The following is a 14354-nucleotide window of genomic DNA, read 5'->3' on the forward strand; positions in this document are numbered from 1 at the left end:
CAGCAGTTCCCGGCTGCCGTACAATGTCAGGCGTTGGCGAAAACATCGGTGCCGAGAATTCTCTTCAGCGATCCGATGGCCGAGGCTGGGGTATAGGAGCCGGTCACACCGCCAAGCGACTGCGAACTCACCGAAATATCCCATTCAAGACCCCTGCCGGAAACCGCTATATGGTGCTGCATCGTTTTCGTATCGGGATCGGCGACAACGATGCTGCGGGTACGGTCGAAACCGATCCCCGCAAAGGCAACGGCGGCATGGACATTGACGTTGCGCGGAAACCGCATGCAGGCTTCGCGGGTCGAGCCATCGAAGAGCGTTCCCCTGGCATCGGCCGGCTGACCGAGGCTCGCGCCGCTTTTCGTCGTGGTTATCACTACTTCTTCGATCTGCTCACGACCATCGCGCAGACCATCGAGACCGAGAACGGCGCCGTGGGGAACGAAGAAGCGTCGTCCGCTCCTGCTGGCTGCCGCATGCATCGCCGCCTCCACGGTGTGATCCGCCAACGCGGAGCAACTGAATCCGCAAAGGTCCGAATGGGAAAGGATATCCGGCCCCAGCGTACCCAGAAGAGCCGGCGTCGCGCATTCGAGCACAAGGTCCGCCTTCCGGTCGAGCGCATATTCGGCATCATCCGTGACGAGCGTAGCCATGGCGGCGTTCCGCGCGTATTTATCCTTGTCGGATACGAGAATATAAACGACCTCGACCCCATCCAGACTGCTGACATAGTCGAACAGGCTCCTGCCGATCACGCCTGCGCCGATAATTCCTATAGTTCTATATCTCATCATTTCCCCTACATGGATTTCAAGTTTTGGAGATCCCTTCACAGGCCTCGACAAACGCGCGAATGGCCGCAATCCGTGGGCCGGAATTCGCCCACAGCACTCCCATATTGCGAAGCTCGCCATCTTCCATGCGATGTTTTTGCAGACGCAGTCCCTCCGGCCACGGCGGAGCCCAGTCGGGAACGAGCGCGACGCCCAGTCCGCGATCGACCAATGCCGCAATGGCATCCAGCGCGTCCAGTTCCGCCCATTCGCGCACGCTGATGGCATGGCGGCGCAGATAACGATCGACGATCTGGCCTCCCCACTGATTGCGGTCATAACGAATGAAGGGCTGCTGCGTAAGCGCCAGATGAAAATCGTGAATTTCCAGGTCCGCGGGCGCCAGCAAGACCAAAGGTTCGCGCCGGATGGTCGACCAGCCGAATGCTTTCGGAATGGGAAATTGCGGCTCGATGATGAGAGCGGCGTCCAGCTCACCTGACAAAACCGCATGATAGAGGTTCACAGACGAACCCGGCTGGAGGAAATAGTCGATCTGCCGAAATCGCTCGCTGAGGGCTGCGGTAATCTGGGGAATGAGACCCGTCATGGCCGTCGCCGTCGCACCGAGGCGAAGCTGCCCGCTCGGGAGATCGCCCGCAGCTATTGCTCGCAGGTCCCTTGCCATGCGCACAAGCGCCGGTCCGTGGCGCTGCACGGCAAGTCCCGCCGCAGTGGGTCGGACCGTGCGCCCCACGCGAGAAACCAATGCCTGCCCGAGCTCCGTCTCCAGCGCCCTTATGCGCTGAGCGACCGCCGCCGGCGTCATATTCAAGCGCCGCGCGGCTTCGGCGACCGATCCGCATTCGGCGACGATGAGGAAGCTTTCGAGGAATTTCGTGTCCATAAGATATATTTTCTATCTTCTGAAGAAACTGGCAAGCATATTTTATTGCTTTAAATCCAGGCTATTCTAGCTTTCCATTCTTACGCCCTCGCCGACAAAAGGAGTTTCAATGACCATTCAAGCCAAGTTCGAGCGCATGGGCACCGACGCCGCGCCAGGCCAGGAAGTGCGCCAGCAGGTCGAAGGTATCGAAGCGCTGCTGCGGGGTGAACGGATGGCGGAACGTGAGGTCGATTTTTCCCATGGTGACGTCGATGCGTTTACGCCGACACCAGGCTCTTTCGAAGTCTTCACCGCTGGGGTGGAGGCTGGCGGCAAGCAGGCCTATACCGAATACCGCGGTGATCTCTCGATCCGCGAGCAGCTTGCGCATAGTCTTGAGAGCTTCACGGGCGCCCCGGTCGACCCAGCCGATGGCATGATACTGACGCCCGGCACGCAGGGCGCACTGTTCCTCGCCGTCGCCTCCACCGTCGCCCATGGCGACAAGGTCGCGGTGGTGCAGCCGGATTATTTTGCCAACCGCAAGCTGGTGGAATTCTGCGAGGGCCATATGATGCCCATTCAGATGGACTACCTGAATGTCGAGGGGCGCGCGGGTCTCGACCTCGGCCAGCTGGAAGATGCCTTCGCGGCCGGGGCGAAAGTTTTCCTGTTTTCCAATCCGAACAACCCGGCCGGCGTCGTTTATTCGCGCGAAGAAATCAAGACGATCGCATCGCTGGCCAGCCGTTATGGCGCGACCATCATCGTAGACCAGCTTTATTCGCGGCTGCTCTATTCCGGCGTCGATTATGCGCATTTGCGCGCGGAAGCCGTCGACGCGGAAAACGTGATCACCATCATGGGGCCCTCGAAGACAGAGTCGCTGAGCGGTTACCGTTTGGGCGTCGCCTTCGGCTCGAAGGCGATCATCAACCGGATGGAAAAGCTGCAGGCGATCGTATCGTTGCGCGCCGGCGGCTATAGTCAGGCGGTTTTCCGTACTTGGTTCAACGAACCGCAAGGCTGGATGGATCGGCGCGTGCGCGAACATGAGGCCATTCGGGACGATCTCCTCGGGCTATTTCGCGCGGGCAAGGATATCAAGGTTCGCATCACCGAGGCAGGAAGCTATATATTCCCGCAATTGCCTCCCCTTGCCGTCGGCGGCAAGGATTTCGTGCGGATCCTCCGGTTGCAGGCAAGCGTCATCGTGACGCCCGGCACCGAGTTCAGCCCTTTCTGCGATAGCAGTGTGCGCCTGAACTTCTCGCAGGACCACGCCGCCGCGGTAGCCGCGGTGGAGCGGCTCGTTTCGCTTGTCGATCGATATCGCGCATGAAACAGAGCTCCGCAATATAGCTTGAAGGCTCCCTGCTCGCGGATATCGAGGCGACAACACGCGTCATGAGCTCCGTGCGGAGGTCAAATCCGACCGCGCAGCTTTTAAATCGATTTTAAAAAAGCGAGATACGAAGCTAATCGATTTTAATTTGCGTATTAAAAAATTCTTGTTGCGGCGCGAAGAAAATCACCCCTAATTGCCTCAGGCTGTTCTGTCCGTTCTCAGGAAACGCGCAATGACGATTTCATTTCCGCTTACAGACAAACGTACTGTCGATGAGCTGCTGAAGCACCTGAACGCGCATAAGCTGTTCTGTCCAGGAAACTGCGCCATCACCGTCAAACCCCTCGCCGCGCACGTTTCGTCGTGCCTTTCATATGCGCTCAGCACCGCCCGGACCGCGTGGTAGATCTGATCGTTCCTCCATTAAGCCTGTTTCGAGTGTGGAGATCCGAAGCTTGACCTCGGCGCAGGCCGCGTTGGCATCCGCCGGGCACTGCTTGATTCCGTAACGATACACTTCCGCAGGAGAAAGACATTGATGACGACATTCGAAGCCTATCTCGATGCCCATAAGGGAACATTGTTGAATGAGGACATGGTCGCCATCCTTCGCAATATTGCCGAGGCTACCCGGCAGATTTCGGGCAAGCTTAGAAGCTCGTCATTGTCAGGCCTGACAGGCGCGACCGATGCTGTCAACGTTCAGGGTGAGACGCAGAAACCGCTCGATATACTTTCCAACGAGATCATGCTCGAGGCATGTCGTAAATCGCCGGCGGTCGCATTTGCCGTATCGGAAGAACTCGATGCCGAAGTGCTCATTCATCCCACTGGCAGATATGCGATGATCTTCGATCCGCTCGATGGATCCTCCAATCTCGATGTCAACGTAACGGTCGGAACGATCTTTTCCATCGTCGAGGCTAGCTCCGCGGCTGAGATCCTGAAAAGCGGCCGCAGTCAGTTGGCTGCGGGGTACGCGGCTTACGGGCCGCAAACCAATCTCGTGCTTGCGATCGGAGATGGCGTACAGATTTTCACGCTCGACCAATACGACGTCTACGTGATGACGACCGCGAATGCCGAGATCGTTCCGGAAACCAAGGAGTTTGCGATTAACGCGGCACGTCGCCCGTCCTGGGACGACGTCATTACCGAATATGTCGACAGGTCCATTGGAACTCCTGGGTACAATATGCGCTGGGTCGGTTCGATGGTTGCCGACACACATCGCATCTTCAACCGCGGCGGAATCTTTCTCTATCCCGCTGATCGAAGCAAGCCTGCCTCCGGCGGCCGCCTGCGTCTGCTTTATGAGGCAAATCCGATCGGCTTTCTGGTCGAAGCCGCGGGCGGTTCCGCCATTGCCGGGAAGACCGCGATCCTCGACATCGAACCAACCTCCTTGCACCAGCGGGTTCCGGTGATTTTTGGCTCGCGCCAGGAGGTCGAGAAGATCAGTCGGGCGTATTGTGTCGAGCGGACCGTCGAGACGGTGTAGCAACCGAACGGAATTCTGCTTGAACGGGCGAGGACCCGCTCCCCTTCTACGCCTTTGTCGCGATGCTCGGATTATGAAAAGCGCGCGCGTCGATCGTTGCACCGTCGAGAAGTATCATGAGGATCGAAGCAACGCGCGCAGCGGCGGCTTCCGGTAAAAGCGCCTTAAGCATGTCGGCCATCAATGCCGTCATGGTCTTCTTGCATCGAATGGCGAGGGCACAGATGTTTGGATAATCGGCTCCGAACGAGATTTTGCGCGAACACGCAAAACGTTTGATCGCGCGCCCATTGCCACATTCTCCGGTTGCTCTATTTATCGCTCAAAGGCCATAGGCCTGAAAGTAGACAGTTCCCGTGAACCGGACGCCTTCGACCTTCATGTTCAATTTCTCAATACTCGACTTTCCCGAAAACGATCGGTTTCATGCTTGGGTCAGCGACAACAACTGCGATTGTATATCGCGTGACGATGCTCCCATCGAGTTCGACACAGAAGCAAGCAGCGCGGCGCTTGGTCCTTTTATCCTATCCACCAGGCGATGGCTCAATCAGGTCCGACCTTCTGCCTATGAGGTTAATCGAGCCGAACGACATATACGGAGCGATCGCCCGAAGTTTATCGATGCAAATCGGCCTTCAGGTCCGCATTGGCCGATTTTCAGAAGGCGCTCGCATTGACGTCGGCCGATGATCCAGGCCGCACCAATATGCTGTCGGCAATAGAATCGGTGAAAAGATGAACTTGATCGCCACCTTCGCCACGAACCGCGCCGCAGCACGGCACGTGGGGTCGGCCACCGCGACTGTCCTAGCCCTGCCCCATAGATCTATCGTCGTATCATCAACAGAGGACGTTTTCGCTTTGTATAAGACAGCTTTCTACGCTTTTGCGTTAGCCACTATTTCTCTCGGCCCCGCCGCCGCCAGCCCATGCTCGCAACACTATCAGAGCACCGGCGTTCCGCTTGTAACCGGCGTGACCTATAAGACCTGGATGGAATTCCCGTCAATCAGCCCAGCCGTCGCCTTTGATAAGGTTTCGCGGGCGGTCCTGGCCGAAGGTTTTGTGGATGTGAATGTCGAGAAGCAGCTCGGCACGCTAACCGCGCAGCAGGAAACGACCGGTTCGGGTCGGCCTCAGACCCTGCGCGTCGTCGTCAGAAAGAGTGGCAAGGGCAGCCGGGTTGATGCGCTTTTCATGGTGCCCCAGGGCCAAGTCGCTCCCAACATGAGCGACAATCTCTGCCGTGTCGTGAACTCTGTAGCCGATTAAATCTCTCGCGCTCCCGCCGAGCATGCGTGTGTTTAATCTCGGCACGTTTCGGCTGCTATTGGAGTTGGATTGCTGCTTGGGCCGGCCGCGCTCTTCAATATCGACAGATTGATTTGATCCACTCATGAACAATGGCTCTCGACCGTAGCTCAGTAGGAAATACGTCCATCGACGATGGACGAGGAGCCAGATGAAAGCTGCTGCTTCAGCACCTGCCTCGCATCATCGCTGACAATAGACATGGGAGCGGCGACCACAACTTTCGCTGCGGAGCCCGCCAGGCCCGCGGTTCGCACCGCCGCCATGCCGACCCGATCCGCAAGCGAGGTTTGCCCGGTATCCAACGACTGTCCTGCCAGCCGCCGTCCAAGCAATTGGACCATATCGCGATTGTCCGCAAACGTATTATGGCCCAGCGCATCGTCGGGTTTAACGGAACTCGTATCGACGACCGTGATACCGAGCTTAGCCAAATCGGCTGCATAAGGTGTCGAATCGAAGCCGCCGACACGGTTGACGCCGCCGGAGAGCCATCGCGAGACCTGCAATGCCTTGTCCCTTGTCGATGAAAAGATCGTGAAATGCGGGTGCTGCGGCCCCATTTCGATCATCTGCCGGCGAAAGACGTCGATATCGATGTCGGGCGACGCCAGGATGACATTCTTTACCTTCGACGGAATTGTCTTGTTACGCATCGCGACGCCGCGCAGCGCCTCGGCGGTCAGCCAGGATCCCATGGAATGGGCAAGAATGGTCACTTCCCCGACGTCAGGGCTTCTGGCAGATTGCAGGATCAGATCCTCCAATGCCCGGCGGGAGAAATTCGTGCTCTCCTTGTCGTAGAGATAGTCGAAGACATTGCCGCGCGAGGGCCAGGTGAAGAGGATCGGCGCGGCGTCGGTTCCCGAATCATGAATGATCTGCGCGAAGCGAAAGACCGCGTCGGAATAGGTATTGTTGAAGCCGTGCACGAAGATGACGACCTGGCGCTTGGCATTGCGGTTCTTGCTGAACCACTCGAAAATATTGCGCTCGGACGCCACCCTTCCGACCTTGAGGACAGCGAACTCCTTTTCGGGATTGGCCGGCGCATGCGATGGCCATTGCACTTCGCCGATCTTGCGATTTCGATCGGGAGGAATGGAGACGACGATATCGTTGAGAGAAATCGCCGTTCCACGTTCGCCGGAGTAAAGCTCGCCTGGCTTGTCGGTCGGCTGGCGTGTCGTCGCCACCATCATGTCCACGGTGCTGGTGCCCGGTCCCGCCGTGGCGACCGGCTGGAGAACATTCTCCAGCCGCCCCGCGCATCCGGCCAATACCGATAGGGTCATCAGGACAGAAAGACATGGCCGCCTAGCAGCACAGGTCGCCTTTCGAACGCCAGACATCAAATCACCTCGTGCTGCGCGCCATCACGGGGAATGCGAAACCAGGCGACGTACAAGGCGGGAAGGAAAAGCAACGTCAAAGCCGTGCCGACGACGATGCCGCCCATCATCGCATAGGCCATCGGACCCCAGAATATCTCCCTGGAGATCGGGATTAGCGCAAGCGTTGCCGCAGCGGCCGTCAGCATGATGGGCCGCATTCGATGCTCCGTCGCCTCGATGACGGCTTGCCAGGCCGGCACGCCCTCGCTTCGAAGGTGCTCGATCTGCACGACGAGGATCACCGAATTGCGGATCAGGATCCCTATGAGAGCGAGCACGCCAAGGATTGCGACGAACCCCATCGGCGCGTTGCTGAAGAGAAGTGCGATAACGACACCGATAAGTGCTGTGGGAGCGACAGCGAACACCAGAAAGAGCCTGCTGAAACTTTGCAGCTGGATCATCAGGATCGTCGCCATGATGAAGAGCATCAGCGGCGCCACCGCCACGATCGGCCCTTGCGCTTTGGCGCTTTCCTCGACCGAGCCGCCATCCACGATATGGTAGCCGCTTGGAAGCGTCTTGCGGAATTCGTCGACTTTCGGCTGCAGTTCGTTGACGATCGTTGCCGGCTGCGTCGATCCGACGACTGCGGCCTTGATGGTGATGGTCGGTATGCGCGTCCGCCGCCAGATCGTCGGCTGCTCCAGCTCGTAATGGAAATTCGCAACCGCCGAGAGGGGCACGGATTTGCCGTTCGAACCGGCCAGTAGAAGGTTCTGCAGCGTCTCGATCGAGCCGCGCTCGGCCGTCTGGGCTCTGCCGATCACATCGATCAGATAGATGTCGTCGCGAATATTGGTTGCGGCCGTTCCCTCGACGATGCCGTTCAGAGCCGTTGCGATATCTTGGGACGAGACGCCCAATTGCCGCGCCTTGTCCTGCAGAACGTCGACTTTGACGACGCGCGAAGGTTCGTTCCAGTCGAAGGTCATGTTGGACAGCAGCGGATGCTGACCGACGATGCCCGCAAATTGCTGGGCGATGTCCCGGACCTTCTGGACATCGGGTCCGCTGATCCGGTACTGCACCGGCTTGCCGACCGGAGGGCCGATGTCGAGCAGCTTCACGAAAGCGTCGGTTCCGGGGAAGGTCTTGGTCAGATAATCCTGCAATTCGGCTTTGACCTTGTCGCGAACGTCAAGACCCTTGGTGACGATCACTGTCTGACCGAACGAGACGTCGGGCGTTTGCACATCGAAGGACAGGATGAAGCGAGGAGCGCCTTGCCCGACATAGCTCGTCCAATGATCGATATCCTTGTTGTTCGCCAGCATCTCGCGTTCGAACCTGGCCATCTGCTTGTTCGTCTCGGAAATCGAGCTGTTCTGCGGCAGGTTCCAGTCGACGATCAGTTCAGGTCTGTCGGAGGAAGGGAAGAATTGTTGCTGCACCAGGCTCATCCCGCCGATGGAGAGGGCAAACGCGGCCACGGTCGCGCCGATGGTTATCCAGCGCCAACGCAGGGCAAGGCTCAGGAGCCAGGCAAAGACGCGCGCAAAGCGGCCTTTCTGCTCATGGTGGGATTTCATGGTCTTCGGAAGGATCGTCACGCCTAGAAGCGGCGTGAACAACACCGCGACGACCCATGAAACCAGGAGCGAAACGGCAATGACCACGAAGAGAGTGAAGGTGAACTCGCCGGCGGCACTAGTATTGAGACCGACGGGGATGAAGCCCGCCACCGTCACAAGCGTGCCCGTCAACATCGGGAAGGCGGTCGAGGTGTAGACGTAGGTCGCCGCCTTTCTGAGGCCGTCGCCCACTTCCAGTCGGGCTACCATCATCTCGACGGCGATCATGGCATCGTCAACAAGAAGGCCAAGGGCGATGATCAGCGCTCCAAGCGAAATACGCTGCATGGAAATGCCGGTATAGGCCATAACGAGAAAGGTAATCGCCAGCACGAGCGGAATGGAAATGGCGACCACGAGGCCCGCCCGAACGCCAAGGCTGATGAAGCTGATCGCAAGCACGATGACGATCGCCTCGAACAGCGCGCGCGTGAAGCCCGATACGGCCTCATCGACGACGGCGGGCTGATCGGATACGCGTTGAACGTCGACGCCGATGGGAAGATCGGCCGTGACCTGCTCGATTTCCTTGTCGAGCGCCTTGCCGAACTCAAGCAGATTTGCCCCGGTCTTCATGCCGATGGCAAGCCCGATGGCCGGCTGCCCGTTAAATCTGAATAGGGATGAAGGAGGATCGACATAGCCGCGTTTGATCGTCGCGACGTCGGTCAGCGGAAAGAAGCGATCGTTGACGCGAAGATTGATCGATCTGAGGCTATCCTCGGATGTGAACTGTCCGCTCACCCGCAAGGCGATGCGCTCAGGACCGGCGTCGACGAAACCGGACTGGGTGACGGCGTTCTGCGCCTGAAGCGTGTCGATGACGGATTGCTGGTTAAGGCCGAGAGCGGCGATCTTTCGTGTGGAAAATTCGAGATAGATGGCCTCGTCCTGCGCGCCGATGATATCGACCTTGCCGACATTGGGAACCGTCAGCACCTTCGCGCGCGCATCCTCGACCAGATCCCGAAGCTGGCGCTGCGTCAGCCCATCACCGGTGAAGGCATAGATATTGCCATAGACGTCGCCGAAGTTATCGTTGAAAAACGGCCCGACGACGCCGCTTGGAAAATCTCCCTTGATGTCGCCCACCATGTTGCGGACCCGCATCCAGATGGCATTGACATCCTTGGCCTTGGTCGTCGGCAGAAGCTCGACGAAAATGGTCGTCTGGCCGGCAACCGTCTCGCTCTTCGTATAGTCGAGCGAATCCAGCTCCTCCAGCTTCTTTTCTATGCGGTCGGTGACCTGTTTAGTCACCTCCTCGGCCGATGCGCCAGGCCATTGGGCCTGAATGATCATGGTCTTGATGGTGAAGGCGGGATCTTCTTCGCGACCAAGACCAATATAGGAAAAGGCGCCGGCCAGAATGAAGACGATCATGAAGTACCAGACGAGCGAACGATGTTCGAGCGCCCAGTCGGACAGATTGAATTTTTTCACGGGGATCTTTCCTTAATCTACCCTGACGGCCTGGCCGTCCGTGAGCTTGTGAACTCCGGCAATGACGATGCGTTCGCCGGGGCTGATGCCTTCGGCGATCCTCACCGAACCGCCTTCGACGAGGTCCCCGTCGATCTTGATCGCGCGAATGGAGACCTTGCGAGCCGTGGTATCGACCACCCAGACGTTTGGCTTTCCGTCTTTCACCAGCACGGATGAGGACGGCAGCAGGATCATCGGATCCGCGATAACAGTCGCGGTCGCGGTAACGACGGAGCCAAGGCGAAATGCTGCCGGCGGATTGATGAGCGTGATTTTCGTGCGCCGCGTGCGGGTGGTGGCCTCGGCTTCCGGAGCAATTTCTCGGACCACACCGCTCGCGCGGATGGTCGGGTCGAGCTGGAGCGCCACTTCAAAGGGCGAGCCCACCTTGAGACCGTCGAAGCTTGCCACCGGTATGTCGATGATGGCATCGCGCTGGTCGGGACGTGCGACGGTGGCGATGCTCTGGCCGGCCGAGACGACCTGGCCCACTTCGGCGGAAGTTGCGGTCACGACGCCATCGAATTCCGCGCGCAGCTGCGCATAGCCCAGCTGCTCCTCGGCCTTGTCCAGATTGGCCTGCGCCTTGGCAACCGCCGCACTCGCGCTCTTGCGGCCAAGTTCGGCTTCTTCGTAGGCCGCCTCGCTTCCTGATCGGCTCTCGAGCAGGGACCGTTGGCGTTCTTCCGTGGATGCGGCATTTACCAGCTGTGCCTGGGCATTCGAAAGCTCGGACTGAGAGCTCTTGACCGCAAGCTCGAGCGAAAGCGGATCGATGGCGGCAACGACATCGCCTTTCCTGACGATGTCGCCGACGCTGACCTTGCGCGCAATGACCCGTCCCAGGACCCGAAATGCCAGCTGGGTCTCGATCTTGGCCTCGACCGTTCCCGGCAGGGTCAGCGCCGAAGCCGCCGTGGACTTGGCGACAACGGAAAGCACAGGACGCGGCGGCTCGTAATGGGCTTCATCCTGTTTTTCGCAAGAAGCCAGCAGCAATGACCCGAGGATCGCCAGGCCAGTCGTGATGCGGATATTCATTTTGCAGCTCCGTTGTCATATGTGACGGCCTGGCCCGATCGCAGGAATTTCGCACCGTCAGCGACAACGATCTCGCCCGGCGACACTCCCGCCCGCACGGCAAAGCGGCCGGTTTCATAGCTGGAGACTTCGACCTGGCGAAGAGAGACGCTCGACGAGGCGGGATCGACAATCCAGACGGCCGGCTTACCGCTCTTCGACGCCATCGCCGACCACGGCAGCTCGATTGCGTCCCGCGCCGCGGACCGAAACAGCCCGACCACCGGAGCGCCGAGCGGCATGTCCGGCGCCCCCTCCAGCGCCACCTTGATCCTGATCGTCCCGGTCGACGAGTCAATCGTGGGCGAGATTTCACGGACGGAGGCTTCTATCCTGTGAGACGGCGCCGAAAGGAGGCTGACAGCGACCTTGTTTTCAAGATTGCGGCCCAGATAAAGGGATTCAAAGACATTGAAGACCGCGTCGCGCGGACCGTCATGCGCAAGGGTAAAGACCAGTTGCGCCGCTTGCGCGACCTGGCCGACCTCGGCGTTTCTGGCGGTGATCACACCGTCGGCATCAGCGCGCAGTTCCGTATAGGAAAGCGCGTCCTGAGCGGTGTCGAGCTGCGCTTGCGCCGATTTCACGCTCCCCTGGGCCGTCAGGAGGGTTTCCTGGGCCTGATCAAGCGCGGCGCGGGTCGTAACCTGCGTCTTGAAGAGGTTCTGCTGCCGGTCGAAGGCGAGCTGAGCCTGTGTCTGCTGGGCGAGCGCCGACTGCAGGTTCGCCGTGGCGACGCCCAGATCGGCCTTCTGTTCTTCCGCATCCATGCGCGCAAGCACCTGCCCCGCCTTCACCGACGAGCCGACATCGACGAGGCGTTCGACAATGCGCCCACTGACCCTGAAGGAAAGATCGCTCTCGACCCGGGCACTGACTTCGCCGGTGATGCTGTTGTTTTCGACGACCGGCGTCACCTTGGCGACGACGGTCTCCACATTCTTTGGCTTGGCCTCGCTCGCGCTTTGCTCTTCGCATGAGGCAAGCGCGACGGCGCTGACGCCGAGCCAGGCGACGACAAGGACAGTTTTCATGAATTTGACCTCTTGCATCCGTTCGGCAGACGAATATTATTGACTGACTAGGAAGTCAATGGAAATTGCCTTGACGCCAAACGACGAATAACGCTCAAGGTGGGATATGCCCGATACGAAAAAGCTGACGCGCGCGGAGCAGAAAGCCCGCCGCCCCGTTCAGATCCTGGATGCTGCGTTTGAGGAGTTCGTCGAACGTGGTTACGTCGCGACGCGCGTCGAAGATATAGCCACCAGGATTGGAGTTACGAAGGGAACCATCTACGTCTACTTCGAGACGAAGGAGCAGCTTTTCGAAGCAATGATCCGGCACATTTCGACGCCCCTCGAAGATCTATTGATAAGCGGAAATGAGCTGAAGGGGACCGCTACGGAGCGGCTTCGGAAAAATATCGAGCTGATTTACGATCTCATAATCAATGATCGCAAATTGCGCGAATTGATGAGGTTCGTCATTGCCGAAGGTTCGCGGTTTCCACATATCGTCGACAGGCACCACGACATATTCATCGATCCTCTCGAACGGCAGATGCAATCCCTTATCGACGAAGGGGTAAAGCTTGGGGAGTTCCGTCAAGCACCAGCGGCGTTCTGCGACGCGGTCGTCGCTCCTGCCATTGCCTTTCTATTCTTCAAGCTTCTTTTCGACGAGCGGCGAACTCTGGACAAGGCAAGCTATGTGAAAGCACATATGGATCTCGTCCTGCATGGGCTGCTTGACCGGCGTTGAACGTGCAATGCTCTTTATGGCCTTGCCGGCCATGGTGCGTCTCGGAACTCAATGCGCCCCTTTCGGCTCTCTGATCTGCTTGGTGGAATCGTTCGTCCGAACAAAAAGCAGACCACTCGTGAGATATTGAGCAGAAAGCTAACCGATGAAACAGCGTATGGCCAAAACTTACGGCGGCAGGCTGGGACGATTATAGCCTTATCGACTGACACATGGAGGACGATATGTCGCTGAATGATTTCGGAAATGTCGGAGGCGCCTATCAGAGATATTCGGAGGGGATACGCGGCAGAATACGGCACGAACTGGTGTTTCAGGTGGTTGCTGAACTGACAGCTGCGGGAGGAACGGTTCTGGATATGGGATGTGGCGATGGTGAAATAGCCGTGCGTCTATGCGAGGCGGGTTTCAATGTTCTTGGTGTCGATGCATCGCCCGAAATGCTGCGTCGAGCATATTTGCGTAAGGATCAATTGTCGGAGCGAGCCCGCAATCGACTAGATTTTACAGTCGGCACTATCGAAAATTTCAAGCCAAAGCAGACATTCGACGCGGTCTGCTGCCACGGAGTGTTGATGTACTTGGATGACAGCGGCGCTGCCATTCAAACATTAGCAAACCATGTCAGCCCCGGCGGCCTGCTTAGTATTCTAACCAAGAATGCACTCTCCAACGGTTTTCGCGAAGCACTCCGAGGAGACTATGAGTTGGCTCGGCAATTGATCGAGACCCGCGCGGCGAGCAGCATCGGCAATCTCGGCATCAGCACGCGCGGCGACGATCCTTCAGTAATTGTTGACTGCATGAAGCAATGTGGTTTCAACGACTGCCAGTGGAGGGGAATCCGCATTTTCTCAGATCACCTCGATGCGGACAGCTTTGACGACAGTATGGCTGATGCACTCATTGGGCTGGAGCAGGCAACCTCGCTGCGCGATCCATATAGGCTAATGGCCCGGCTGTTCCACGCGACGGGTCGAAAAAATCAATAGGTTTGCCACTGAGCTGGTCAAGAGCGAAGCGCTGGCGTTATCGTCGCGCCGTTACCTTCCCCGAAAGTCACCGCGCGTCGCCATGCCCGCTTACCGCAACGTGCCGATCGTTGCCGCACAGCTCGGGCGCCATGCCGGCTTGATCGGTGCGGCCAGCCTCATCTTCGATAGCTAGCTGCTGGCAGACAGCTCGTTGTTCGAGAAATAGCTCATCGGGTCTTCGGTGCGGCCACTCGT

General features: G+C 58.5%; 13 protein-coding genes. 6 read left to right on the plus strand and 7 right to left on the minus strand.

The window, feature by feature from the left end; all coding sequences use genetic code 11:
- Window positions 1-26: 26 nt before the first annotated feature.
- Together FBZ97_RS17005 and FBZ97_RS17010 are read right to left on the minus strand one after the other, a co-directional pair.
- Complete coding sequence (locus FBZ97_RS17005) at window positions 27-794, minus strand: aspartate dehydrogenase domain-containing protein (RefSeq protein WP_246661788.1); 768 nt, start codon at window positions 792-794, stop codon at window positions 27-29.
- A gap of 19 nt (window positions 795-813) precedes the next feature.
- A complete protein-coding gene (locus FBZ97_RS17010; RefSeq protein WP_145321605.1) occupies window positions 814-1683 on the minus strand; it encodes a LysR family transcriptional regulator in 870 nt (289 codons plus the stop codon).
- 109 nt (window positions 1684-1792) lie between these two features.
- Between FBZ97_RS17010 and FBZ97_RS17015 the strand changes: the two genes are divergently transcribed.
- From FBZ97_RS17015 to FBZ97_RS17020, 3 genes are all read left to right on the plus strand, one after another.
- Entirely contained in the window at window positions 1793-3007 is a 1215-nt protein-coding gene (locus FBZ97_RS17015) for a pyridoxal phosphate-dependent aminotransferase (RefSeq protein WP_145651014.1), read from the plus strand.
- Between the two features lie 238 nt (window positions 3008-3245).
- A complete protein-coding gene (locus tag FBZ97_RS34440; RefSeq protein WP_173004553.1) occupies window positions 3246-3419 on the plus strand; it encodes a hypothetical protein in 174 nt (57 codons plus the stop codon).
- A gap of 132 nt (window positions 3420-3551) precedes the next feature.
- Window positions 3552-4514 (plus strand): class 1 fructose-bisphosphatase, encoded by a 963-nt coding sequence (locus tag FBZ97_RS17020; protein ID WP_145321601.1) that lies wholly within the window; start codon window positions 3552-3554, stop codon window positions 4512-4514.
- Window positions 4515-4560: 46 nt separating this feature from the next.
- On the opposite strand, the gene FBZ97_RS35065 is transcribed toward FBZ97_RS17020, so the two are convergent.
- Window positions 4561-4695: a hypothetical protein gene (locus FBZ97_RS35065; RefSeq protein WP_267903955.1), complete on the minus strand. Its 135-nt coding sequence runs from the start codon at window positions 4693-4695 to the stop codon at window positions 4561-4563.
- A gap of 557 nt (window positions 4696-5252) precedes the next feature.
- Here FBZ97_RS35065 and FBZ97_RS17025 point away from each other — a divergent pair.
- On the plus strand, window positions 5253-5789 hold the full coding sequence (locus tag FBZ97_RS17025) for a hypothetical protein (protein WP_246661789.1): 537 nt from the start codon (window positions 5253-5255) through the stop codon (window positions 5787-5789).
- 149 nt (window positions 5790-5938) lie between these two features.
- On the opposite strand, the gene FBZ97_RS17030 is transcribed toward FBZ97_RS17025, so the two are convergent.
- From FBZ97_RS17030 to FBZ97_RS17045, 4 genes are read right to left on the minus strand one after another with little or no spacing between them, the layout of a single operon-like run.
- Window positions 5939-7180, minus strand: a complete 1242-nt coding sequence (locus FBZ97_RS17030) for an alpha/beta hydrolase (protein ID WP_246661790.1) — start codon at window positions 7178-7180, stop codon at window positions 5939-5941.
- Window positions 7180-10239: an efflux RND transporter permease subunit gene (locus FBZ97_RS17035; protein WP_145321599.1), complete on the minus strand. Its 3060-nt coding sequence runs from the start codon at window positions 10237-10239 to the stop codon at window positions 7180-7182. The genes FBZ97_RS17030 and FBZ97_RS17035 overlap by 1 nt, the downstream gene beginning before the upstream one ends.
- 12 nt (window positions 10240-10251) lie before the next feature.
- Window positions 10252-11322 carry an efflux RND transporter periplasmic adaptor subunit gene (locus FBZ97_RS17040; RefSeq protein WP_145321597.1) on the minus strand — a complete coding sequence of 357 codons (1071 nt, stop codon included), beginning with the start codon at window positions 11320-11322 and terminating at the stop codon, window positions 10252-10254.
- The gene (locus tag FBZ97_RS17045; RefSeq protein ID WP_113353547.1) at window positions 11319-12395 is read right to left on the minus strand and encodes an efflux RND transporter periplasmic adaptor subunit; all 1077 of its coding nucleotides are present in this window, start codon (window positions 12393-12395) and stop codon (window positions 11319-11321) included. Before FBZ97_RS17045 ends, FBZ97_RS17040 begins: the two co-directional genes overlap by 4 nt.
- A gap of 106 nt (window positions 12396-12501) precedes the next feature.
- On the opposite strand from FBZ97_RS17045, the gene FBZ97_RS17050 reads away from it, so the two are divergent.
- Both FBZ97_RS17050 and FBZ97_RS17060 read left to right on the plus strand, forming a co-directional pair.
- Window positions 12502-13125 carry a TetR/AcrR family transcriptional regulator gene (locus tag FBZ97_RS17050; RefSeq protein WP_113353148.1) on the plus strand — a complete coding sequence of 208 codons (624 nt, stop codon included), beginning with the start codon at window positions 12502-12504 and terminating at the stop codon, window positions 13123-13125.
- Window positions 13126-13349: 224 nt separating this feature from the next.
- Window positions 13350-14117 carry a methyltransferase gene (locus FBZ97_RS17060; protein ID WP_173004552.1) on the plus strand — a complete coding sequence of 256 codons (768 nt, stop codon included), beginning with the start codon at window positions 13350-13352 and terminating at the stop codon, window positions 14115-14117.
- The last annotated feature ends 237 nt before the right edge of the window (window positions 14118-14354 follow it).

It is taken from the genome of Rhizobium sp. ERR 942 (assembly GCF_007828395.1).
Lineage (GTDB): Bacteria > Pseudomonadota > Alphaproteobacteria > Rhizobiales > Rhizobiaceae > Rhizobium > Rhizobium dioscoreae.